We start from the raw sequence: 21,540 nt of genomic DNA on the forward strand, positions 1-21,540 counted from the left end.
GACTGACCCCACCTTGCTGATCGCGATCGCCGTCATCTTCGTTCTGGCCTATGCGGCGATCGCGCTCGAACACCCCATCGGGGTCAACAAGAGCGCCTCCGCGCTGCTCGGCGCGGGCGTGCTCTGGACGATCTACGCGATCACGATCGACGATCACACGCTGGTCAGTCATCAGCTTGACGAATCCGTCGCCTCCACCGCGCAGATCGTGTTCTTCCTGATCGGGGCCATGACCATCGTGGAGGTGATCGACGCCCATGACGGCTTCGAGGTCATCACCTCGCGCATCAACACCACGAGCCAGGGCACACTCTTGTGGCTGGTCGGTTTCGTGGCGTTCTTCCTGAGCGCGATCCTGGACAATCTGACCACGACCATCGTCATGGTCTCGCTGATCCAGCGTCTCATCGCCAGGCACGACGACCGCCTGCTGTTCGCCTCCCTCATCGTCATCGCCGCCAATGCCGGCGGCGCATGGACCGTGATCGGCGACGTCACCACGACCATGCTCTGGATCGGCGGACAGATCACGCCATTGAACATCATGCGCGCGGTGTTCCTGCCCTCGCTCGTCAATCTGCTGGTGCCGCTGGCTTTCATCAGCCTGTCGCTCAGGGGCAAGACCATCGCCGCACCACCGAGGGACACCGGATTGCTTGCGGTCGACCGGTTCGAGCGCAATCTGATGTTCTGTCTCGGGCTCGGCGTGCTGATTGCGGTGCCGGCCTTCAAGACGGTCACGCACCTGCCGCCCTTCATGGGCGTGCTGTTCGGTCTCGGCATCGTGTGGCTGGCCGGCGAAATCGTTCATCGTGACAAGGACGAGCACGTGCGCCGTCCCCTCTCACTCGCGCATGCGCTGACCCGGATCGACATGGGCTCGATCGTGTTCTTCGTCGGCATTCTGCTGGCGGTCGCCTGCCTCGAACATGCCGGTCTCCTGACGATGCTGGCCCGATGGCTGGAGACGACCATCGGCCGCCAGGACGTTATCGTCGTCGTGCTCGGCCTGCTCAGCGCGATCATCGACAACGTGCCGCTGGTCGCAGCGACCATGGGTATGTACGACCTCGGCCACTACCCACCGGACAGCTTCCTCTGGGAGTTCATCGCCTATTGCGCCGGCACCGGCGGCTCCATCCTGATCATCGGCTCGGCCGCGGGCGTCGCCGCCATGGGGCTCGAGCGGATCGAGTTCCTGTGGTACGCCCGCCGCATCGCCGTCCCCGCACTTGCGGGCTATCTGGCCGGCGCCGTGGTTTATGTCGCACAACATGCCTGGTTGCACTGAGCGCGGCGGGTTACCGGGATACAAATTAACGCCCGGTTAACGTAATTCTTTAGCTCCTTAAGTCACCTCTTAAGGATTTCTTGCCAGAGATAGACAATGCAGAAGGCCCACGTCCGACGTGGGCAGGAATCGTTGTTGCTTGATGAGTAACCCCGCTGAAAAGCCTGAGGTAGTGCAGCTTCCGGCCGAGCCGGTCAGCCCTCCATCGGCGAGCAGCCGAAGGGCTGCGTCGCAGCGGGTGCGCGAGGCGCGCGACAAGTTAACGTCGACCAGCGGAACCCGACCGGCCTTCGACGCCGAGATGCTGCGCCAATATGCTCAGACGCGGCTGTCCGCCTCCTATGTCGTGATGCTGCTGGTGGTCGCCACCGGCGTGCTGTTCGGGCTGTGGATGCAGCCGATCCCGGCCGCGGCCTGGACCGCCGGCACGATTTGCCTTCACGCGGCGATGATCCGCAGCTGCCGCCGCTTCCTGGCCGAGCCTGCCTCACCTGCGGCGACGCGCGCCTGGCGGACACGCTTTGTCGTGCTCGATCTGCTCTACGGCCTCTGCTGGATGGCGATCCTGATTCATCCCGTGCTCGACATGGTCACGGAAACGCTGATGATGTTCCTGATGCTGCTGGTAATCGCAGTGTCGAGCATGCTTGCGGCCAATCTGCCGATCGCAGCGCTTGCCGCTACCGCGCCGGTTGCGGTCGCAATGGCGTTGAGCTTTGCGATGAGCGGTTCGCTCGACAATTACATCCTGGCCGCGCTCGCACTCGCGGCCGAAGGCTATTTCGTGCTGCTGGCGCACCGCTTGCATTCCTCGACCTTCGCCACGCTCGAGGCGCGCGCCGAGAAGGACGCGCTGATCGGCGAGCTCGAACAGGCCAAGGCAATCTCGGACGAGGCGCGCCATCGTGCCGAATCCGCCAACGTCGCCAAATCGCGCTTCCTCGCGCAGATGAGCCATGAGCTGCGCACGCCGCTCAACGCCATCCTCGGCTTCTCCGAGGTGATGAAGAGCGAGATCTTTGGCGCGCATGCGGTGCCGGTCTACAAGGAGTATTCGGCGGATATCCATAACTCCGGCGTGCACCTGCTCAACCTCATCAACGAGATCCTCGATCTGTCGCGGATCGAGGCCGGCCGCTACGAATTGAACGAGGAAGCGGTGTCGCTGGTCGGCATCGTCGCCGACTGCCATCACCTGATGAAGCTGCGCGCCTCCAGCCGCGGCATCACCATCCACGAGGTGTTCGAGCAGGCCATGCCGCGGCTCTGGGCCGACGAGCGCGCGATCCGCCAGGTCGTGCTCAACCTGCTCTCCAATTCGATCAAGTTCACCCCGCAAGGCGGCGAGATCTGGCTCAAGGCCGGCTGGACCGCTTCGGGCGGTCAGTATCTGTCGGTGAAGGACTCCGGTCCCGGCATCCCCGAGGACGAGATCCCGGTCGTGCTCGCCTCGTTCGGCCAAGGCTCCAACTCGATCAAATCGGCCGAACAGGGCGCGGGCCTCGGCCTGCCCATCGCCAAGAACCTGATCGATCTGCATGGCGGCACGTTCACGCTGAAGTCGAAGCTGCGCATCGGCACCGAGGTGATCGTCACCTTCCCGCCGGAGCGCGTGATGAGCGCGCTGGCGCCGCTGTCGGAGGAAGCGCCGCCGCTCCAGCCGGAGAGTTCCATGGTGCCCGACGAGAAACGCCGGCCGCGCCACAAGCCGATCATGAGCGCGGGCACGGGCTCGTAAACACATGCTTGCAGACACGCCCGCCAATCCTTCACTATGTTGCGATGAGCAAAGAAACGCCTTGCGTCGCCGTCTGCATGATCGATCCCAAGACCAAGCTGTGCTTCGGCTGCGGCCGGACCTTGCCGGAGATCGCGCGCTGGCACGCGATGGAGAGCGCGGAACGGCTCGCGGTGATGGCGTTGTTACCGGCACGCATGGCGGACGCCGGCCTGCAGCAGATCGGGGGATTGCCGAAACGCGCCTGACTGGCCTGCGTGCCATCGGAGGTGCGCGATGATCCGCTTCCTGCTCGTTCTCATCACGCTCGCCGGCACGGCCGGCGCCGTGGTCGCCTATGGCGATCCCGACCAGATCGCGCGCGCCAGCCACAAGGTCTCGCACATTTTTCGCGTGCAAACGGCGACGCCTGCCCCCGCCGTGCAGATCCAGCGCGGCCAGGGCGGCGAGTTCGCGCTGCGTGCGAAGATCAATGGCGTCGCCGCGCCGATGGTGATCGATACCGGCGCGACCTCCGTGGTGCTGACCTGGGAAACCGCGAAGGCGATCGGGCTGCCGCTCGAGATGCTCGAATATGACGTCGAGCTCGAAACCGCCGGCGGCCACACCAAGGCGGCGCGGCTCACGATCGACCGGCTCGCCGTCGGCCATCTCGTCGAGAAATCGGTGCCGGCGCTCGTCGTGCCGCGCGGCTTGATGAAGACCAACCTGCTCGGCATGAGCTTCCTCGATCGCCTGGAGAGCTGGGGCGTGCGGTCCGACACGCTGATGCTCACCGGCTACCCGGAGCTCCAGAGCAGCCATCGCCGCTCGCGCACGGCGGTCGATTGACGGCGAACCGCGGCGGCGCTCTCCGTCCGCGCACGGCCACTTCAACCACATAGCCAACCATTGAATTCGCAAGCGACCACGGCTGTGGTGTTCCCGCTATTTACAAACCAATGGTCTGAGCGTGATCGAGAGAGAGTCGGATACTGCGATCCGGCTTTTTGTCGTGACTAGGCAGCCTCCGCCGGCGTGAGCGCACCAACCCGTGCGATCGCGTCACGCAAGACGTCGACGCCGGCGCCCGGCTTCACACCGTGCTCGGCGAGATGGCGGCGGAAGGCGCGCGCGCCGGGCACGGCGTGGAACGCACCAACGAAGTGACGCGTGATGGCATGCAGCCGCGTGCCGCGCGCGAGTTGCGCCTCGATATAGGGCATCATCGCCTCGATCGCGTCCTGCATGGTCGCATGCGGCGCCGCCTCGCCGAACAGGTCGGGATCGACCGAGAGCAGCCGCCACGGCTCCTGATAGGCGGCACGGCCGAGCATCACGCCGTCGACATGCGCAAGATGGGCTTCCGCCTCCTCGATACTCGGAACGCCGCCATTGATGATGACAGGCACATCCGGCATCGCGCGCTTGAGCCGATAGACGCGATCATAATCGAGCGGCGGGATGTCGCGGTTCTCCTTCGGCGACAGGCCGTTCAGCCAGGCCTTCCGGGCGTGCACGATCAGCGCGTCGCAGCCTGCGGCGACCACCGCCTGCGCCAGCGTATCAAGCGCGACTTCGGGATCCTGGTCGTCGATGCCAATGCGGCATTTCACCGTGACGGGAATTGAGACAGCGCGCTTCATCGCCGCGACACATCTCGCGACGAGCTCCGGCTCCGCCATCAGACAGGCGCCGAAGCGTCCGTCCTTCACGCGATCGGACGGGCAGCCGACATTGAGATTGATCTCGTCATAGCCAAGACCCTCGCCAATCCGCGCGGCTTCAGCGAGGTCACGCGGATCCGAGCCACCGAGCTGGAGCGCCACCGGATGCTCAGTCGCGTCGAACCCAAGCAGCCGCTCCCGATCGCCATGAATGATGGCGCCGGTGGTCAGCATCTCCGTGTAGAGCAACCCCCGCCGCGTCAGTTGACGGTGGAACACCCGGCAATGCCGGTCGGTCCAATCCATCATGGGGGCTGTAGAAAACTTCCGCCGCAAGTTATTCATTTAATTGATCTATTTGATCTCCAGTCGATCCGATGTGTGATTGGACCGACAGAGGAATTCAGTACGACCACGCTTCCGAAGATTGCTTCTTCTAGGATCATATATGTGCGGATTGGAAGCGGAAATCGCGTCTTCGGATTCTCAGTGCACACGTCACGCACACGAGAGCAAGGCGTGCACATGCAGAGTACTCAGAGCTTCTTTGAACACGGGAGCGTAGCGGCCTCAATTATACTCACTTCGCGATGTGACAGTCTCCCCAACGAGACCATCCATTCAACAAGCGGCGTAGTCCGATCAATCTCCGAAAGCGGACGTCAGAGGCGTGCCGAGAGATGTCAACAACGCGTTAAAGGTAACAGACGTCAGGACGACGATAAAGTGTGCTCCAACAGTGATCATCTGAACACCCGTTCGGTGCGTGAGCACAACAACGGCTCGCCGTCGCCAACCTTATATCGAGCCCTGACTCTTGTTCGGAAATGACCTAAACCAAAGGTCGTCTCAGCTTTTCAGGTCGCCGCCGAGCCGATCCCAGACGTGCGGTTCAGGCCGAATGGCCGCTTTGCCCCACCTCCTCGTGAGGTCGCGTTTTGACCAGCAGCCTCGCAAACGAAAGATCACCTCAGCTCGTACAGCAGCACGGCCCACCGAATGGTTCGGCTTGCGCTTAAGACGGAGACAAGCCCCAAAGCCATCAGCAGCATGCCAAGCCAGGTCCAGCCCCACCCGTCATCGCCCGCCTCGGCAGTGGAAAAGACGACCGGCGTCGCCGAAGCGGTAACCACGTCATCGGCGGCCGGTGCGGCCGCCAGCAGCGCCTCCACGTCAACCTGGCGTGGCGCGATCTCGTCAGGCGTGAGCCGGTCGTTCGCGCGTTTGGGAAGAAGGGCCGGCGACACGCGGGGCGCGATCCTGGTAGCAAGGACGGGACGGGCATCAACCATCTGGACAGGCGCGGACGGGGTCGGCCGAGACGTATCCTCCGGTGCGGAGCGCGGCTGCTCCGCGCGCGCATCCGCTACCGCCTTCCGCTTGCGCGCTGCGGTCTTGTTCTCTTCGGCCGTGGCGACACGATCTTTGGCGTTGCGATGCTGAACCAGCTTCTTCGCCGTCTCCGTCCCTTCGGCGACCTGAAACCAACATCGGCGCTGGCCTTCCACCCGATAGACCCAGTGCTGGCCGTCGGCGGTCGACTTGCCGGGCCGCGTCGAGCACTCCACTTCCGCGGAAGCCGGCGCAGCGGCCGTTGCGGGACCGGCGTTGAAGAATTCGGAAAGGGAGTTCGAAGACGCAGATGACGTCGAGAGACCTGCAAGAAGCACAATAGCTACGAAACAAAATCGCAAATGACCGGACATCGAAACCCCGGTGTTGCGCCCCTGCCCAGGCAAGAGCTTTGGCCGTGACCTAGGTCGCAATGCGACTTAAATCCGGCGACGCGGTGGATTCATTATGGCCGCAGACCCGAGATGCAGGTGCGAATCCCGCACCCGTTCTGCAGCCGGGCGACGACCCGGCCCATCAGTTCGATTGCCCATCTTCGCCACCCCCTCAAGGTCGCACTTTCAAGCATCGGCCCGCGCAAAGCTGCAAAGGCTGGAACTGTACCCGAACGGATGTAGCCGATGTTACGGCTGCCAGACGAAGCGCTATATCCGAACTGACGACTGGGCTTTCGACTTTCCCAGGATGACATTCTGTCCGGAGTCAAGAAGCCGTCCGATTGCGCGGAGCGATTGCGATGAGGGAGGCTACGATGAATTTTCCGCAGATGTCGGATGGGATCCGGCTGCATCACGCCTCTCATCACCACGATGGGTACGATGGCGACGATGAACCGGGCCTTACGCCGAGCGCCCCGCTCCCGACTGACGCGCCCGGCGATGGCGCCCCGATCCATGCTCCCGGCCCGTTCGCAGGCCAATTTGCAGATCCCGGACCGCCCCCCGCGAGCGCGAAGATCCAGCATCACGACTCCGACCCGGTTCAATCCGAACATCCCGCCGCCAGGCTCGCTTCCGACGCATCCCATCCCGGGATGAGCACGGTCGAGAGCGGAGCGAACACGGCCGGGAACGGCGGAGATGGCTACTTTTATGGAGGGATCATTCACGCGTCCCTGCTGATCTATGAACCGATCAACATCTCGGTGAGCCTGGGATACGGCTCGGTCGCCCTGGCCAGCCAGTCCAACAATCTGAATGTCTATCAATCCGCCTTGCAGATGGCCGGCATCGGCGGCCATGGCGGCAGTGACAACATTGCATCGGGAGGCAGCATCGGGACGTCCCTCGGCGCCGGCGTGATCGCAAGCGGCGACAACAGCGCCGGAAACGGCGGCAGCGGTTATTTCTCGGGTGCGATCGTGGACGCTCCTGTGGTGATCTATCACCCGGTCAATATTGCAATGGCGGGGTCGGGCGGCACCGCGCAGGCAAGTCAATCGAACACGGTCGACATCGATCAATCGGCCATTCAGATCGCGGGCGTCGGCGGCAGCGGCGGAAGCGGCAATGTGGCCGCCGGTGGCAGCGTCATGACGCTCGACCCCAGCTGGGGATCAAGCAACGGAACGGGCGTTGCGGACGTTCAATCCGGCGGAAGCCAGGCCGGCAATGGCGGCGACGGCGCGCTCCACGGGAGTCTCGTCCATTCCTCCGTCGTGGTGTACGACCCGATCAACGTCGCAGTCGCGGGCTATGGCTCCAGCATTCATTCGCTCCAGACCAATGACGCCTACGTCGATCAATCCATCGTTCAGCTCGCCGGCATTGGCGGGCACGGCGGCAACGGCAACGCCGAGGCGGGCGGCCATGCCAGCCATCTCCCCCAGGTGTGGGGCGGTTCCGACACGATCGCGACCGGTTCGAACGCCGCAGGCAATGGCGGCAACGGCTATTTTGCCGGCAGCCTGATCGATGTCAGCGTCGCGATCTATGCACCCATCAACATCGCGATTGCAGGTCCCCATTCAACGGCCGTGGCCGATCAGGTCAACAACGTGCACATCGACCAGAGGGCGGTCCAGATCGCCGGTGTCGGCGGCGACGGCGGTTACGGCAATCTCGCACTGGGCGGCGATCTTTCGGCCCATCTTCTGTCGGATCTTCACCTGATGGGATAGCGAAACGTCACATCGCCCGGACAAGCCCGATCGTGAGTTCGGTCGACACGCTCGCGCATGCAAGCACGCCCTGAGGCGCCCTCCCCTGACGTTTGAAGCTCCGGTGTCGTGCGGCGAATGTCATACTTTCGTACGTAGGTCGACCAGACCGGATGGTGTCCGATTTGACATCTATCGCCGTCGCGCACGAGCGGATCAGACTTGCCGCGCGCGTCCGCCTGATCGGGATGGATGTTGCGCGACAGCCAACAGAAACACGGAGGCTCAAATGTTGCCCAAAGCGATCAACATCTCGGACTCGATCGGATTCAAATCGATCAACACCGGCGGTCAAAGCGTCGGAAACGGCGGGGACGGCACCTTCAAGGGAGCCATCATCAGCAAGCCGACGGTCAACTTCGATCCGACCAACAAGGCGGACGGCGCCAGCGTGCACGTGAACACCGGTGACAGCGTCAAACAGACGGCAGATTGGGATGCCGGCGGCGCCAACGCCAAGGCATCGGTGTTTTCGAAGGCCCATGGCGGAGACGCCGAGTCGAACGGAAGCCAGAAGTCCTATAGCGGCTACGATACCTCCAAGGTCTACGCCAATACCGATGCGAGCCAGATCAACAAGGTCGCGGTGGACCAGCACCAGGACGTCGTGGCCGGCATCGGCGGCAACGGGGGAGACGGCAACGCCGCGCTCGGCGGTGAAGTGGACTTCCATCTCGATACGTTCTGACCGTCGGCTCGTCCGACCGGCAGGACCGGTGATCGCCCTCACCGGTCCTGCAGATCAAGCCGATACCCCGCCGATGCCGTTGGCAGTGACGTTGGCCATCGGGCAAGTGCGCCGGACCTCGATTTCAGGCGGTGACGATCATGCTGATGCCGCCCATTCGGTTTCCCATCCTGCCGCAGGTGCCAACGCCACTGCACGCGGCCCTCTGGTCCTGCGCGGGACCGCTCGGCCTCGTCTTCGCGTATAGCTGCAGCTACAACCTGCTTCTGTTTGCGCCCTCCATCTATCTTCTTCAGATCTACGACCGGGTGTTGTCGAGCCGGAGCGGCGACACGTTGCTCCTGCTCACGCTCATTGTCGCGGTCACGGTGGTCGTCGGCGGCGTGTTCGATGCATTGCGGCGCGCCGTCCTAGGACGCCTTGGCGCCTGGCTCGACGACCGCCTTCGTCCTTGCGTGCTATCGGCCGGCCTCGAAGCGGCGTTTCGCAGCGATTGGACGCAAGCGTCGGGCGCATATCGGGATCTCACCACGCTGCGCCAGTTCGTCGAGTCCGGCGCATGTCCGATGCTGTTCGACGCGCTCTGGGCGCCCTTGTTCCTGCTTGTCCTCTTTCTGATCCATCCTTTGCTTGGCGTGGTGGGCGGCTGCTGCGTCGCTCTCCTGTTCGCGCTCACGGTTGCCGGAGAGCTGGTCACGGAAGACGTTCTGCTCAGATCCAGCGCCGCGCTGTCCAGAAGCTGCGGTCGCCTCCAGACTGCCGCGGGCAACATCCACATGATCCGCGTCATGGGAATGTTCGATAGCGCTGCGCGCATGATCCACCGTGACGCGCAGCACGCGCGCAGAGAGCACGATGTGGCACTCCGGCGAGGCGAGATCGTTTCACTGGCCGCCAAGCCGGTTCGCGCGCTGTCGCAGGTCCTGATCATGGGGGCTGCCGCGTGGCTCGTCCTCGATCACGGGAAGAGTCCGGCAATCATCTTTGCTTCTACGCTGATGTTCAGCCGGGCGCTCGCGCCGGTCGAAAGTGCTGTCGCAGGCTGGAAATCGCTCGTGACGGCCGTGAGCGCCTGTCAACGGCTCGGCGCACTTCTCGCCGCATTCCCCGCCGCCCGGCAGCAGAGCGCGGGGGTTTCTCCGCTGCAGGCGCCAAGCGGCCTCGTCGTCGACAATGTCGGCGTGAGGCTTGCGGGGACCAACCATCTTCTACTGAACGGCGTCTCGTTCCGCCTCATGCCCGGAGAATGCCTTGGCATTATCGGCCCGTCCGGGTCAGGCAAGTCCCTGCTCGGCCAGGTGATCGCCGGGCTGTCGATGCCAACGCATGGCCGTGTCCTCCTCGACAATACCGACGTCTCGCTGCTTCGCGAGGGCCGAAGCGGCGACCGCCTCGGATATCTCCCCCAGGACATCAACCTGCTCGGCGACACCATCAACGACATCATCGCACGCCTTGAAGATGTCGACCGCCGGAAGGTCGTCGAAGCGGCCGAGCTCGTCGGAATCCATGAGGCGATCATGCGCCTGCCGCAGGGTTACGACACGGTGGCTCACAGTGAAACAACCTTCTCACGCGGGTATCGGCAGCGCCTCGGTCTTGCCCGCGCTTTTTTCGGCAGTCCACGCCTCATCGTTCTCGACGAACCCAACGCCAGCCTCGACTACGGGGGCGAGCGAATGCTCCTGGATGCCATCGAGCGCATGAAGCTCGCAGGCGTCATCCTTGTTGTCGTCACTCACAGGATGGGTCTCCTCGCAGCCACGGACAAGATTGCCATCATGGAAGACGGTGCGGTCGCCGCATTCGGCGACAGCGAGGACATCTTTGAACGGCACCTGAGCCGACCCCAGGTTACTTCGCAGATTGCGCCATGATTTGGAATTCTCTCACCATCCGGATGCTTCCCGCCGTCTCAAGACTTCCTATGATCTGGGACCAGCTCAGGCGAGCGCCAGCGAGCCCCCTGCCTGCCCGACGATTTGGCGTCGTGGTGACCGCAATCGACGATTTCGAGCCTCTGGAATTTCCATGGTGCTCGACGCCCACGCCGACCTCTCCACGCGGAAGGCTTCGCGGTATCACCGTCGCGGGCAATCTGCTGGTGCTCTGCTTCATGCTGGGGCTTGGTACATGGGCGAGCATCGCGCCTCTCGAGAGCGCCGCAATCGCGTCCGGGGTCGTGGAATCGGAATCGAGCCGCAAGACGATTCAGCATCTGGAAGGCGGTATCGTCAGGAAGATCCTGGTTTCGGATGGCGATATCGTGCGAAGCGGCCAAACACTGATCGCTCTGGACGACACCCGGGCCGGCTCGGAGATGCAAAGCCTTCAAGGCCAATTGTGGGATGCGGTTGCTCGTGCCGCACGGCTTCAGGCCGAGCAGCAGAGATTTGAGAGGATTGCAATTCCGGACGCGCTGGAACAGGAAAGCAAGCAGAACGGAGTGGCCGCCGCTGCGGTGTCGGCACAGCAGTTCATTTTTCAGGCACGCCTGCAGGTTCACGAGTCCCAGCTTGCGGTCATTCGCGAACGAAGGCGTCAAGTCGAGAAGGAGATCGAAGGTCTCAAGGCTCAGGAGAGCGCCACCGGGCAGCGGGTCGACATCGTCCGGGAGGAACTGGATATGGTCGCGACCCTCGTCAACAAGGGGCTGGAACGGCGGCCGCGGCTCCTGAACCTGCAGCGGGAGCTGGCCGACGTTGAGGGCCGCCGCGGCGAGATCGCCGCGCAGATTTCCCGCGCCGGGCAGGTCATCAGCGAACAGCAAGCCACATTGTTCAAGCTCGAGAGCGAGAGGCAGAACGAGATCGCACAGTCGCTTCGTGAAGCACAGAATCAGATATTCCAGCTCCGCGAGCGGGTGCTTGCGGCCAGGGATCAGTTATCGCGAACGGAGGTCAAGGCGCCCGAGGACGGCGTGATAACCGATTTGCGGATTCATACAGCTGGCGGCGTTATCGGAGCGGGTGCTCCGCTCATGGACCTGGTGCCCCGCCAAGACCGCCTCATCGTGACCGCTCGCCTAAGGCCCGAGGACATCGATGTGGTTCATCCCGGCCTCCATGCCGAGGTTCACCTCGTACCATACAATCAGCGTCGCGTGCCTCGCCTGAAGGGAACCGTCGTGCATGTATCCGCAGATCGGCTCCTCGACAAGCGTACCGACCAGCCATACTACGCGACCAAGATCCGGATCGACGACGCGCAGATCGTGGCAAATGACATCCAGATCGTCCCCGGTATGCCGGTTCAAGTGTTCATCACGACAGGGCGCGGCACCGTGGCTCTCTACGCGCTCGGCCCCCTGCTCGACAGCTTTCGTGGTGCATTCAGAGAGGACTAGGGCTCCAGCATTGGAGCTGCGCCGGAGTCGTGATCGCGACTCTGCGCGGGCAACCGGCCGCGCCAGCGGAGGACGGCTTCCGTGCGATTGTGCGCGGCACATTTCCTCATGATATGCTGGATGTGCATTTTGACTGTGCTTTCCGAGAGGTTCAATTTGGCGGCGATCAGCTTGTTGGGCAGGCCGAGCTCCAATTCCGCCAGAACCTGTTGCTCACGAGGCGTGAGATCGGTCACGCTCCTGTCGACAGCCACTCTGGCTCCCTCGTTCATAAGATATGCGGGCGCAAGCCCGCGCGCATCCGGCGACTCGAAATCCGGTATCCTGTTCATCCCGCCGACCGGCAATGGCCTGTAGACGCCGCCGACAAGAACAAGGCGCAGGCCGGCTATGACGACCTCGATTGGTAGTGAGCTGGGAAGAAAGCCGCGCACGCCCCGCTGCATCGCGGCCTGCGCGGTCGGCTCGTCGTCATGATTTGACAGGATTGCAACGGCAGCGCCGGGACAGCACTCCGCAACGAAGGCGAGATTGCCCTCAACCGAGGGATCGCCGATGGGCTTGTCTGCGATGCTCAGCACCACCAGACGAACATCGCGGGTTGACGTGCAGTCCAGGCTTTCGACCGTTGCCATATCGAGGATCTCGAATTCCGCCAATTCCCGCCTGAGGACAGTCAGAATACACGTGCGAGGCAACAGGAGCGGTTCGACGATCACAAGAACCGGCAAGTGAAGCGATCCATCGAGCCGCTTTGAGGAGTTGGTTATGTCGTCCATGATTTCCTCGAGATGAAAAGAGCTTCCGCGATATTCCCATTCTGTATTGCGCCTCCCCTGCTGCTGCATTCATCCTGAATGCATCATTACGAGAGCGGCGCAGTGCCGCCGTTAGTGCCGATCCACTGCGGGATCACTTGGCGCCTGGTGGAAAATTCTTTCCGCTCAATTCGTTTGGGCGCGTGCTGCTCCGTGGAGCGCAGCCGACGCATTCCCTAATTGCAGATATTTCGGTAGGCCGTTGACGCCGCCGAGCCTGACTTGCCGTCGACGACATATGCTTCATCCTCCTTCACGAGATAAAGAAACGGTCTCTCTCCGGTCTCGCCGCCTGACACGCTTCTTCCTTTCACACGCCCGCAAATCGTATCCACGGGGCGTCCAAGCGTGTTCTTTCGCATTGTGCGCTTCACATCGGTGAATTCGGCCGATCCTGGATCCTCCATCTTCGCCGAGATCGTGACCTTCGCCTTGTCCAGGACAGGATCTGATACTTCCGCGGGCCGTTCGGATGCCGGGACGCTGATCCTCGTCCGCGGGGACGCCGCCTTGGCGAGGTCGGCCGATCCGCGTTTCTTCGGAGATGATTTCTTGCCGGGCCTTGCCGGCGTTGCGGAATTCGATTTGACGACCGCAGGCTCTTGCGCCAATGCCGTCGGCATCGGCTGCGCGGGCTGGGCGACTGCAACCCTGTCGAAACAGGGTCGCGACGCACACCCAAGGAAATACCCCCGGGAAGGCGCGAACCAGCCAAAGCCGATCAGGACTCCTGCCAGCACTCCAATGAAAAGCAGTCCCATCCGATTCCCCTCCTCGGGAGCTCGGCTCGCACTCGTAACTAGGACTAATTCCGCGCTGGTGATCTATCTGTTGCGCAAAAGCGTTAAACGCTCATTAAGCGCGCGCGGTTGCGCGGCAGGTTGCCTGGACGAGCCGGTCAGATAGGGCTCCCGACCCGCCGAGATGCGAAAGGCCAACGCGAAAACGATCATGGCCGAATTGGTTCGCTTTTGGGCTCTTCTGCAACTTGCGTGCTCGTCCGAATGTCCGGTTTGCGTGAAAAGCTGCCGATCCTCGCACGAGGTTGCTTCATTGGCGCGAGAAGGCCAGCTCCCATATGCTTTCTGTCGGAACCGGAGGCGCTTCATGATGGATAACCAACGGCGAACCTGCTCCTTCATTAGAAACCGAGATGTGGCGCAAAGGTTCTGGACGTGAACTCCATTTTGCGGCCGGATTGGATACTTCGAGTGGTCGTTCCGGCCGCTAGCGAGCGGGCCATCTTAGGATCGTGGTATGCTGGTAACGCGGACGACGAACAGGCTGGCGTGGCACCGGTGTCGTTCATCACGATCTGAGTAGCCATCGGAATGCGCGCCTGAAGCCTGAAGCCCGCTCCATAATAAGCAAACTTGGTACCGAGAGCCGGCGTTCCCAGCTTCCAAGAATTTCGGAAGCCGTCTGCCGGGACGCAAATGTGGCTGGCTTCGTCCGGCATCGCCGAATGCAAGGAACGACTGTCCCAAGCCCCGAATTGGCTCGCTAGCCGCAAGTAAAAGTGCCCGGGCCCGCCCTTTTGCGTCTCCTGCGCAAGGCGGGACCTGCGCTCTGGAGAATTCAATCATGGCCCACCCAACAGAAGAGCAGATACGGAAACGCGCGTTCGAACTGTGGGAGCAGGCCGGCAAACCCGAAAGACGCGAAGACGAGTTCTGGGACCAAGCGCAGAGGGAATTGCGGGACGCAGAAGGGCGTGGTGACCCAGACAAAGGCGCGGACATTTAATTCCGCGCCCTTGGTAGAGTGGTGCCAAGGGGGGCCCCTTACTCGGGATGCCTGGGTGGCTCCTTTCACGACGCGAAACGGAGTATCCGGGACAAACCTACTGCCAAAGCCGCAAGACCCAGTGCCAGCTCCGCTGCCACCAACTGCCGAGGAGCATCACGCGACCGCAATCCGGTGCATGTCATTCGAGTTGGCGGTTTGTTGTAGCTGCATCAGGTCATTCGAGCTGGCCGTGCATTTTTTTGAGTGCTCTAGCAGAGCGGCACTTGCCATGTACTCCCAGTACTCTGCCTCGGCGAGCAACTTCCAGCTTCTGTCAGGATGATACGCAGCGCCATCATATCGCCCTGGACGCGGATCGCTGGCCGGACGATATCCGACTATCCGACATAGAGCCGCGCTTCGTCTGTCAAGGTTGCGGTGGTCGCGGCGCCGATGTCCGGCCCGACTTCGATCGGGGTAAGCCACAGATTGCAGCCATGGGGTATCGAAACACAAAATGACCAAGGGCTGGCGGCCTCTTGCCCTCGCCTCGTGGTTGCGATTGGATATCCTCGGTGCTTTTTGCATTTCAAGAGGTCCAATTATGTTTCGAATGATTGCATTAGCAGTTCTGATGTTGAGCCCGATCAGTTCGGAGGCCTTGGCGCAAAACTGCCGACAAATGCCCGCGGGACCGGCGCGGTTCGAATGTGCCATGAAAATCCCGCCTTTGCCGCAAAAGCTCGAGCGTTGCCAAGATGAGGGTCGAAAGATGGGACTCTCCAATCAAAGGAGCGCAAGAATCAAAGGAGCGCAAGCGCCGGCGGACTAAAACCATATGTAAGGGCCTGCATGAGTCGCTGATTGGATGATCAAAGGCTGGGGGCGGCCTTTCGACGAGCCGATTGACGTTGCCGGCCGGAAGCTGGTCACGCTGCTTGATGCCGGCGAGTACATCGCCGCGATGCCGAAGAAAGAGCACAACGCGCCAGAGTGGCAAGCCGCCATGGAAGCGCTGCTCCTGGTGGCGGAAGGCGGCGGTCCGACGATGTTTGTCCGTACCTTGCGGGCATTGAACCACCACTACGTACCGGAGTTCAACCCAAAGGGAAAGGAGCCGCATTGGGGCCGGCGCAAGCTCAAGAGGGATCAATGACCGTTTTCGTGTACGTGAACACCGTCAAGCAGGTCGGCGACGCCGACCACATCAAGGTCTTCTCCACGCTCGACGCCGCGGAAAAGTGGTTTGAGGAAAACGACCCTGAAGGGCTCGCCTTCGAGTATGACGTTCTGGAGTGAATCGAATCGCTGTACGGCTGGCCCGGCGCAAACTAACCGGCTTCCGGCCGCGAAGATAATTAGTTCCACATGGTGGGTGGATTTAAAGCTTTGCGCCCTGCCGCCTTCAAGGCGTCTGTTGAAAGCTGCCCCTGTGCTGCCGCCTCAAGAATCTTCGACGCAACGTGCGTTCTGGCGCCGGTCTCATTGATGGGAATGTTCTCGCAGACTTCCTCAAGCACCGCTCTAAGCAGCGCAGTCGTTTCCGCACTAAACATGCATCACCCCAATAGACAACGAGGACAACGAACTCCCGCGAGCGGATTATGATCGCTCGCTGGAGCTCGCAATGCATTCCGGTCTGAGCACTGAAATCCCAGCGCCGCTAGATTGGCACCTATCCGTCAAAGTAGTGTGACACGGGGCCCGCCAGCGTGAACCCGTGGGCCCGCCGCTAACTCATGTGAAACGGACGCTCGGCCGCGTTGGTGCGCTGATCGATGCGATCGGCGGAGGCGAGTTGTTAACTTGCCACAGAGTCTAAGTTCCTCGAAAGGAACAGCATTTTCCTAGCGGGACGAAACATGGTTGAAACAATGCAATGCTTTGCTCGTCATCCCGGGGCTGGCTGCATATTTCACTTGTTCATTTGACCCGGTTATTTTTGACCAATGCGCGGGCCGCAGCTGCCCAGCTGCGGCCTTCGTATTTTTCGAATTCCGTTTTAGGGATCGCATCTAGTGTCCAACGAACATTGCCTGATCGTCCATGCAGCAGGAAGACAACTGGACCTGCTCCGAGGAGAAGCTTCGCGGATCGCAAAAGGAAAGCAGATCAACTGGTGGACGGATCGCGCCGAAGTCGGCACACGCTTCTGTTTTGAAGATGTCGCGGCGAAGGAGGCTTTTGCGCTTACCTGCGATAACTTTGGCATTCGTTGCCGAGACGGCTAGCAAAGCAGAAACTCGCTCGGCGTTGCGAAGCGGGTAAGGTTGGCCGCAGGTTCTGCTTTAGGATCGGACCTCCACACCATGCGGATGACTAGTGAAAGACGCCGCCGACTGAGGCGGCCTTATTCATTTGCGGTGCGATTATTGACGTTGGCGAAAAAGGGACGACAGGCAAGAGCCGCATTGCTCTCTGCCTTTTCGGCCTTCTCGTACTGCTCCAGCGCTAGGACATGGAGAGTTATCGCCATCGCCGGATCGGGCTCTACAAGAGCCAGCCGGGCGGCGGCCTCTGCCTGCCTGAGATGATACTCGACATCTGACACCGGCGCCTCCCGGTGTGTCCCTTAACAACGCGTAACGCGCCGGGCCGAATGAACGTTCCGACCTTCATGTCTCAGCCGGGCTGTGGCGATCAAAGCTGCTCCAGTCCACCCTCGATCACTCGGAGGTCCTCAAGGATAGAATCTCGAGACCGAGCCGCGTTGATACCCGATGTGGACTGTAACGGCTTGAGCAACTGACGCCGGAGCTCGCGCATATTCTCCAGAGCTTGCCGGTTCTTCGAACGCACATAAGCGGAAACGATCGATTCAATGCCTGCTGGCATTGGGTAGCTCCCAATATCCAATTCTAAAATGGGTCAGCATCGTAGTCGTCCGGGAAAATCTGGTATGCACACTTTGGTGCTTAGGGTTAAAGCGCCTGCCAGCCAGCCCCGGTAGCCCCCTCCCTAAGCACGCTGACGTGCATTAAATTACGCGGGCCGCAGCGAGCTCAGTCGCTGCGGCCTGCGCATTTGTTGATCCGTGGACCAAAGAAATTGCCGCCGACCTCGTGAGCCGGCGGCGGGAGTTAGCAGAGATATAGACCGGCGGGCACCGGTCGCTTGAGGTTGATGTAGCATGAGTCCCGCCAGCGTGAACCGGCGGGCACTCTTCAGAAGGCAACTTGTGAGCACCGTGAGCCAAACCGCCCTAGAGCACAAGTCCCAACGCCAACCAGGTCGCAAGAGACAAGCAGACGCCAATTCCCAGATATGGCAATACAATGCGCATCGGTCCCTCCTCGGCTCCGAGACGCTCTGAAAACACTGTCAGACTCGCATATTCGCGGACCCATGCCTATCTCAATTGCATGCGTACGAGGTCTGCCTGGCGACGGCCGACGAACAGGTCCCGTCGGGGCCGGACTGGATTCATGAAGTAAAGCACGACGGCTATCGGATGCTTGTCATCCGAGAGGACAAGCGCGTGCACCTCCTCCCGCGCAATGGAAAGCGATTGGACAGACGCTATCTGTGGATTACCGATGCGGCACTGAAGAACCGGCAGAAGCATTTCGTCATCGACGGCGAAGCTGTGATCCACGACGTCGACGGGATCTCGGACTTCAGCGCACTGCACTCGCGCAGGCACGATCACGAGGTCCAGCTTTACGCATTGACATTCTGGCGATCGGCGGAGACGGAGACGATTTGCGCATCGTGCTCCTGCACATGCGCAAAGCCCAACCTGGAGCAGCTATTGGCTCGGCGCCTAGAGCGAGCTACATTGATCGCAATCTCAGAGGCGAAAAGCCCGCCGATCTTCAGGTTACAGCAACCGACTAAGTTTTCACTCGTTATCAACCTCAAAACCGCTAGGAGCTTGGCCTCACAGTGCCGCCAACGCTGCTCGCAGCCGCCGACGAGATTATCGAATAGAGAGGCTAATTCTTGCAGCTGTTGGCCAGGGAAGACTCTTGCAGCCAGCGCCTTTCGTATCCTTCAGAGCGACCTGTGTATTCGATGGCAATGATCGGCGTACGACATTCCGCGGATAGCGCCTAGTCGAGTGCGCCATCCGCACCTGCGTTGATAGCTTCACCCTTAAGCCTTCAGATCCGTGATGCGCATGATCGCCACGACGTTCCCATCGTTGAACGCCTGCTCCTTTGTGTCCTTCCTGCAGGTCCAGACAAAGTTCTTCTTGGCCGTAAAGCTTTTTCCCTCCTGCTCGATCCGAAGCTCCCCCTCAGGGATATGGCAGATCATGGCATTCATCATCGGAGGACCATGGTCTTCGATCCCGGCTGCATGATGATATCGCGCATTGAGACGGTCTTGAAACCGGGGATGATGGACGGTGTCTCGCCCTCGTAAGCACGCACTACGACGCCTGGCCAGGGCGTCTCGTCCTTGTAGGACGTGGTTTGAGCGGCGGCTGGCCTCATCATGGCCACGGAGGCCGCCGCCAATCCGATTCCCAATGCTGACCTTCGATCGATTCTGTTCATCGCTTTTCTCCCGTGAGGCCACGCAGCAAGCCGCCGCAAACGACCTGCGCATTTCGTGGAAGGTGAGCCGTGCTGCGAACCGACGAAAAAGAGTCGGTCCCTAAAGTGAGCATCCCTGCCGGTGGCATCAGTGCTGCTCGTTCGCCCCGGACGGTGATTTCGGCTGTCCCGTTAGGGCAACTTCACTATACATGACCCAGCGCCCGAGAACCGCATCGATACCAAGTCAGCGCGACTGACCTGCCTCGCGGTCGGTGGTAAGTGCGCCACCCACCGATTGGACGTCCTGTCCGAAGGCGACGACTGCGGCTCGGAAATGTCCGGATCTGTGCCCCAACCAGACATGGCGGATCAAATCAGCGATGTCGGCTCGAAACAAGGCGGACCTTGTGTTGTCGAGTGCGGACGGAAATGGAATTGGGCTCGCGCTCGGCAGGCCCCCGCTGTGCCCTCGGCAATTTCAAGCCTTGTGGTGGACAGTTTGCAGGCCATAGACCGGCGTCGGGATGCTCTCGTAGCGCGCCTTCAACTGCAGGGAAAGGAATTGCGAGTAATGCCGCGACTGATGCAGATTGCCGCCGTGGAACCATAGTCCTTCCTGCTGCGTCGGCTTCCACATGTTGCGCTGTTCACCTTCCCATGGGCCGGGGTCCTTTGTCGTATTCGAGCCGAGGCCCCAGACCTTGCCGACTTGGTCGGCCATTTCCCGACTCACGAGATCAGCGACAAAACCATTCATCGAGCTGTAGCCGGTGGCATAGACGATCACGTCCGCTGACAATTCCTTGCCGTTGTCGAGCCTGACGCCGTAGGGCGTGATTTCATCGACCTGTCCAGCGAACAGTTTGATTTTGCCGTCAATGATAAGCTGCGAAGCGCCGACGTCGATGTAATAGCCCGAGCCGCGGCGCAGATACTTCATAAATAGCCCGGAATCGTCGTCGCCGAAGTCGAGCCTGAAGCCGGCCTTCTCCAGCCCGGCATAGAAAGCGGCGTCGTCCTGGCGAATCTTGTCGTAGACCGGCTTTTGAAACTGATTCAAGATCCGGTAGGGCAGTGAAGCGAAGATCAGATCGGCCTTTGCCGTGGTCATTCCGCTGCGGACGGCACGTTCGGAATAAAGATCACCGAGGGTCGCCATCAGCGAATCCGAGCGCACAATGTGCGTCGTCGAGCGCTGCACCATCGTTACGTCGATGCCGGCCTCGTACAGCGCAGCGCAGATGTCATGGGCCGAATTGTTCGAGCCGATCACTACCACCTTCTTGCCTTTGTAGCCGTCGGAGCCGGGATGGCGTGAGGAATGGTGTTGCTCGCCTTTGAACGTTTCCATGCCTTTGATTTTCGGCAAGTTCGGGTTGGCCGACATGCCGGTCGCGAACACAAGCTGCTTGGGCCGCAGAGTAATCTCCTTGCCATCGCGTTCGAAGACGAGGGTCCATTCCTTCTTGATGTCGTCCCAACTGGCGCGTTTGGCCATGGTGTTCGTCCAGTAGTTCAGCTCCATGACTTTGGTGTACATTTCAAGCCAATCGCCGATCTTGTCCTTGGGCGAGAACACAGGCCAGTTCTTGGGGAAATCGATGTAGGGCAAGTGATCGTACCAGACGGGGTCGTGCAGGCAGAGGGACTTGTAGCGGTTGCGCCAAGAATCGCCGGCGCGTATGTTTTTTTCGGCGATGATCGTAGGCACTCCGAGCTGGCGCAGCCGCGCGCCGAGCGCAATGCCGCCCTGTCCGCCGCCGACGATAAGCACGTAGGGCTGGGTCTTGAAGCCGAGTTGCTCGACTTCCTCGTCACGCAGCTCCTTCCAGGTCTTGGAGCCGGGATTGACGCCGTGCCTAGCACCGAGCGGTCGACTGAAACCAGCCTTTTCCTCATGGCCCTTGAGTTCGGCCATCGTCGTCAAGAGCGTCCAGATCTGACCGTTCTGCAGTCGGATGAGTCCATATCCGCGCGCTACCTCGGTCTCGAATGAGATCCAAGACTCGGTCACGCCGCCGGCCTCGGTTGGCGTTTCACCCTCGGCGATTTTCCAGTTGCGCGGCTTCGCATGCGCGAGGCAATGCGCGAGCATGTCGCGGATCTGATCGCGGCCTTCTATGGTCTTGATGTTCCAGGTGAAGGCAACAAGGTCGCGCCAGTAGCACTCCGGAGCGAACATTCCCACGGCGGCGTCGAGATCGCCCGCCGCAAGCGCGGCTTCAAACTTGTCGAGGAAAACCTGGATGCGCGCGCTAACCGTGGTGTCGAGCATCACTTCCTCCCGGAT

22 protein-coding genes are annotated in these 21,540 nt (G+C 61.3%); 13 read left to right on the forward strand and 9 right to left on the reverse strand.

Going from position 1 to position 21,540, the window contains the following annotated elements; all coding sequences use genetic code 11:
- The first annotated feature begins 13 nt into the window (after window positions 1-13).
- The 4 genes from nhaD to JJC00_RS24620 all read left to right on the forward strand — a co-directional run bounded on the left by nhaD (window position 14) and on the right by JJC00_RS24620 (window position 3,860).
- Window positions 14-1,291, forward strand: a complete 1,278-nt coding sequence (nhaD, locus tag JJC00_RS24605; RefSeq protein ID WP_200468484.1) for a sodium:proton antiporter NhaD — start codon at window positions 14-16, stop codon at window positions 1,289-1,291.
- Between the two features lie 142 nt (window positions 1,292-1,433).
- Window positions 1,434-3,029, forward strand: coding sequence for a sensor histidine kinase (locus tag JJC00_RS24610; RefSeq protein WP_200468485.1), 1,596 nt, complete (start codon window positions 1,434-1,436; stop codon window positions 3,027-3,029).
- A 44-nt stretch (window positions 3,030-3,073) separates the two neighbouring features.
- Window positions 3,074-3,277, forward strand: coding sequence for a DUF1289 domain-containing protein (locus tag JJC00_RS24615; RefSeq protein WP_200468486.1), 204 nt, complete (start codon window positions 3,074-3,076; stop codon window positions 3,275-3,277).
- A 28-nt stretch (window positions 3,278-3,305) separates the two neighbouring features.
- A complete protein-coding gene (locus JJC00_RS24620) occupies window positions 3,306-3,860 on the forward strand; it encodes a TIGR02281 family clan AA aspartic protease (protein WP_200468487.1) in 555 nt (184 codons plus the stop codon).
- Between the two features lie 167 nt (window positions 3,861-4,027).
- Here JJC00_RS24620 and dusA read toward each other — a convergent pair whose 3' ends face one another.
- Together dusA and JJC00_RS24630 are read right to left on the reverse strand one after the other, a co-directional pair.
- Window positions 4,028-4,984, reverse strand: a complete 957-nt coding sequence (gene dusA, locus JJC00_RS24625; RefSeq protein WP_246773897.1) for a tRNA dihydrouridine(20/20a) synthase DusA — start codon at window positions 4,982-4,984, stop codon at window positions 4,028-4,030.
- A 656-nt stretch (window positions 4,985-5,640) separates the two neighbouring features.
- Window positions 5,641-6,381: a hypothetical protein gene (locus JJC00_RS24630; RefSeq protein WP_200468489.1), complete on the reverse strand. Its 741-nt coding sequence runs from the start codon at window positions 6,379-6,381 to the stop codon at window positions 5,641-5,643.
- A gap of 398 nt (window positions 6,382-6,779) precedes the next feature.
- Here JJC00_RS24630 and JJC00_RS39005 point away from each other — a divergent pair, with 398 nt between their 5' ends.
- The 4 genes from JJC00_RS39005 to JJC00_RS24650 all read left to right on the forward strand — a co-directional run bounded on the left by JJC00_RS39005 (window position 6,780) and on the right by JJC00_RS24650 (window position 12,220).
- The gene (locus JJC00_RS39005) at window positions 6,780-8,147 is read left to right on the forward strand and encodes a DUF2486 family protein (RefSeq protein ID WP_246773898.1); all 1,368 of its coding nucleotides are present in this window, start codon (window positions 6,780-6,782) and stop codon (window positions 8,145-8,147) included.
- A gap of 268 nt (window positions 8,148-8,415) precedes the next feature.
- Window positions 8,416-8,874, forward strand: a complete 459-nt coding sequence (locus JJC00_RS24640; protein ID WP_200468491.1) for a hypothetical protein — start codon at window positions 8,416-8,418, stop codon at window positions 8,872-8,874.
- A 140-nt stretch (window positions 8,875-9,014) separates the two neighbouring features.
- Complete coding sequence (locus JJC00_RS24645) at window positions 9,015-10,751, forward strand: type I secretion system permease/ATPase (RefSeq protein ID WP_200468492.1); 1,737 nt, start codon at window positions 9,015-9,017, stop codon at window positions 10,749-10,751.
- Window positions 10,748-12,220, forward strand: a complete 1,473-nt coding sequence (locus JJC00_RS24650; protein WP_200468493.1) for an HlyD family type I secretion periplasmic adaptor subunit — start codon at window positions 10,748-10,750, stop codon at window positions 12,218-12,220. The genes JJC00_RS24645 and JJC00_RS24650 overlap by 4 nt, the downstream gene beginning before the upstream one ends.
- On the opposite strand, the gene JJC00_RS24655 is transcribed toward JJC00_RS24650, so the two are convergent.
- Together JJC00_RS24655 and JJC00_RS38265 are read right to left on the reverse strand one after the other, a co-directional pair.
- Window positions 12,217-12,999 carry a helix-turn-helix transcriptional regulator gene (locus tag JJC00_RS24655; RefSeq protein ID WP_200468494.1) on the reverse strand — a complete coding sequence of 261 codons (783 nt, stop codon included), beginning with the start codon at window positions 12,997-12,999 and terminating at the stop codon, window positions 12,217-12,219. The genes JJC00_RS24650 and JJC00_RS24655 overlap by 4 nt on opposite strands.
- A 215-nt stretch (window positions 13,000-13,214) precedes the next feature.
- Window positions 13,215-13,799 carry a hypothetical protein gene (locus tag JJC00_RS38265; RefSeq protein WP_246773900.1) on the reverse strand — a complete coding sequence of 195 codons (585 nt, stop codon included), beginning with the start codon at window positions 13,797-13,799 and terminating at the stop codon, window positions 13,215-13,217.
- Window positions 13,800-14,622: 823 nt separating this feature from the next.
- Between JJC00_RS38265 and JJC00_RS24665 the strand changes: the two genes are divergently transcribed.
- The 3 genes from JJC00_RS24665 to JJC00_RS24675 all read left to right on the forward strand — a co-directional run bounded on the left by JJC00_RS24665 (window position 14,623) and on the right by JJC00_RS24675 (window position 16,065).
- Window positions 14,623-14,784 (forward strand): DUF2934 domain-containing protein, encoded by a 162-nt coding sequence (locus JJC00_RS24665; protein ID WP_200468495.1) that lies wholly within the window; start codon window positions 14,623-14,625, stop codon window positions 14,782-14,784.
- Between the two features lie 850 nt (window positions 14,785-15,634).
- Window positions 15,635-15,922, forward strand: a complete 288-nt coding sequence (locus JJC00_RS24670) for a hypothetical protein (RefSeq protein WP_200468496.1) — start codon at window positions 15,635-15,637, stop codon at window positions 15,920-15,922.
- Entirely contained in the window at window positions 15,919-16,065 is a 147-nt protein-coding gene (locus JJC00_RS24675) for a hypothetical protein (RefSeq protein WP_200468497.1), read from the forward strand. Before JJC00_RS24670 ends, JJC00_RS24675 begins: the two co-directional genes overlap by 4 nt.
- Window positions 16,066-16,124: 59 nt before the next feature.
- Here JJC00_RS24675 and JJC00_RS24680 read toward each other — a convergent pair whose 3' ends face one another.
- A complete protein-coding gene (locus JJC00_RS24680; protein WP_200468498.1) occupies window positions 16,125-16,322 on the reverse strand; it encodes a hypothetical protein in 198 nt (65 codons plus the stop codon).
- A gap of 462 nt (window positions 16,323-16,784) precedes the next feature.
- Between JJC00_RS24680 and JJC00_RS24685 the strand changes: the two genes are divergently transcribed.
- On the forward strand, window positions 16,785-16,997 hold the full coding sequence (locus JJC00_RS24685) for a hypothetical protein (protein WP_200468499.1): 213 nt from the start codon (window positions 16,785-16,787) through the stop codon (window positions 16,995-16,997).
- Window positions 16,998-17,116: 119 nt separating this feature from the next.
- Here JJC00_RS24685 and JJC00_RS24690 read toward each other — a convergent pair whose 3' ends face one another.
- Window positions 17,117-17,317 (reverse strand): hypothetical protein, encoded by a 201-nt coding sequence (locus JJC00_RS24690; RefSeq protein WP_200468500.1) that lies wholly within the window; start codon window positions 17,315-17,317, stop codon window positions 17,117-17,119.
- A gap of 900 nt (window positions 17,318-18,217) precedes the next feature.
- Between JJC00_RS24690 and JJC00_RS24695 the strand changes: the two genes are divergently transcribed.
- Window positions 18,218-18,790 carry a hypothetical protein gene (locus JJC00_RS24695; RefSeq protein ID WP_246774286.1) on the forward strand — a complete coding sequence of 191 codons (573 nt, stop codon included), beginning with the start codon at window positions 18,218-18,220 and terminating at the stop codon, window positions 18,788-18,790.
- Between the two features lie 71 nt (window positions 18,791-18,861).
- On the opposite strand, the gene JJC00_RS38270 is transcribed toward JJC00_RS24695, so the two are convergent.
- The 3 genes from JJC00_RS38270 to JJC00_RS24705 form a co-directional block, all read right to left on the reverse strand.
- Window positions 18,862-19,038 carry a hypothetical protein gene (locus tag JJC00_RS38270; protein WP_246773901.1) on the reverse strand — a complete coding sequence of 59 codons (177 nt, stop codon included), beginning with the start codon at window positions 19,036-19,038 and terminating at the stop codon, window positions 18,862-18,864.
- The gene (locus JJC00_RS38275) at window positions 19,035-19,268 is read right to left on the reverse strand and encodes a hypothetical protein (protein ID WP_246773902.1); all 234 of its coding nucleotides are present in this window, start codon (window positions 19,266-19,268) and stop codon (window positions 19,035-19,037) included. The genes JJC00_RS38270 and JJC00_RS38275 overlap by 4 nt, the downstream gene beginning before the upstream one ends.
- A 460-nt stretch (window positions 19,269-19,728) precedes the next feature.
- On the reverse strand, window positions 19,729-21,525 hold the full coding sequence (locus tag JJC00_RS24705) for a flavin-containing monooxygenase (protein WP_200468501.1): 1,797 nt from the start codon (window positions 21,523-21,525) through the stop codon (window positions 19,729-19,731).
- Between the last annotated feature and the right edge of the window lie 15 nt (window positions 21,526-21,540).

The organism is Bradyrhizobium diazoefficiens, from assembly GCF_016616885.1.
Lineage (GTDB): Bacteria > Pseudomonadota > Alphaproteobacteria > Rhizobiales > Xanthobacteraceae > Bradyrhizobium > Bradyrhizobium diazoefficiens_F.

Coding starts and splice junctions, on each gene's coding strand:
- JJC00_RS38270 (WP_246773901.1), bottom strand. CDS start 19,038: ATGATGAATGCCATGATCTGCCATATCCCTGAGGGGGAGCTTCGGATC.
- JJC00_RS24645 (WP_200468492.1), top strand. CDS start 9,015: ATGCTGATGCCGCCCATTCGGTTTCCCATCCTGCCGCAGGTGCCAACG.
- JJC00_RS24615 (WP_200468486.1), top strand. CDS start 3,074: ATGAGCAAAGAAACGCCTTGCGTCGCCGTCTGCATGATCGATCCCAAG.
- JJC00_RS24680 (WP_200468498.1), bottom strand. CDS start 16,322: ATGTTTAGTGCGGAAACGACTGCGCTGCTTAGAGCGGTGCTTGAGGAA.
- JJC00_RS24610 (WP_200468485.1), top strand. CDS start 1,434: ATGAGTAACCCCGCTGAAAAGCCTGAGGTAGTGCAGCTTCCGGCCGAG.
- JJC00_RS38275 (WP_246773902.1), bottom strand. CDS start 19,268: ATGAACAGAATCGATCGAAGGTCAGCATTGGGAATCGGATTGGCGGCG.
- JJC00_RS24670 (WP_200468496.1), top strand. CDS start 15,635: ATGATCAAAGGCTGGGGGCGGCCTTTCGACGAGCCGATTGACGTTGCC.
- JJC00_RS24630 (WP_200468489.1), bottom strand. CDS start 6,381: ATGTCCGGTCATTTGCGATTTTGTTTCGTAGCTATTGTGCTTCTTGCA.
- JJC00_RS39005 (WP_246773898.1), top strand. CDS start 6,780: ATGAATTTTCCGCAGATGTCGGATGGGATCCGGCTGCATCACGCCTCT.
- JJC00_RS24640 (WP_200468491.1), top strand. CDS start 8,416: ATGTTGCCCAAAGCGATCAACATCTCGGACTCGATCGGATTCAAATCG.
- JJC00_RS24665 (WP_200468495.1), top strand. CDS start 14,623: ATGGCCCACCCAACAGAAGAGCAGATACGGAAACGCGCGTTCGAACTG.
- JJC00_RS24655 (WP_200468494.1), bottom strand. CDS start 12,999: ATGGACGACATAACCAACTCCTCAAAGCGGCTCGATGGATCGCTTCAC.
- JJC00_RS24620 (WP_200468487.1), top strand. CDS start 3,306: ATGATCCGCTTCCTGCTCGTTCTCATCACGCTCGCCGGCACGGCCGGC.
- JJC00_RS24650 (WP_200468493.1), top strand. CDS start 10,748: ATGATTTGGAATTCTCTCACCATCCGGATGCTTCCCGCCGTCTCAAGA.
- JJC00_RS24705 (WP_200468501.1), bottom strand. CDS start 21,525: ATGCTCGACACCACGGTTAGCGCGCGCATCCAGGTTTTCCTCGACAAG.
- JJC00_RS24695 (WP_246774286.1), top strand. CDS start 18,218: ATGCTTGTCATCCGAGAGGACAAGCGCGTGCACCTCCTCCCGCGCAAT.
- JJC00_RS24675 (WP_200468497.1), top strand. CDS start 15,919: ATGACCGTTTTCGTGTACGTGAACACCGTCAAGCAGGTCGGCGACGCC.
- dusA (WP_246773897.1), bottom strand. CDS start 4,984: ATGATGGATTGGACCGACCGGCATTGCCGGGTGTTCCACCGTCAACTG.
- JJC00_RS38265 (WP_246773900.1), bottom strand. CDS start 13,799: ATGGGACTGCTTTTCATTGGAGTGCTGGCAGGAGTCCTGATCGGCTTT.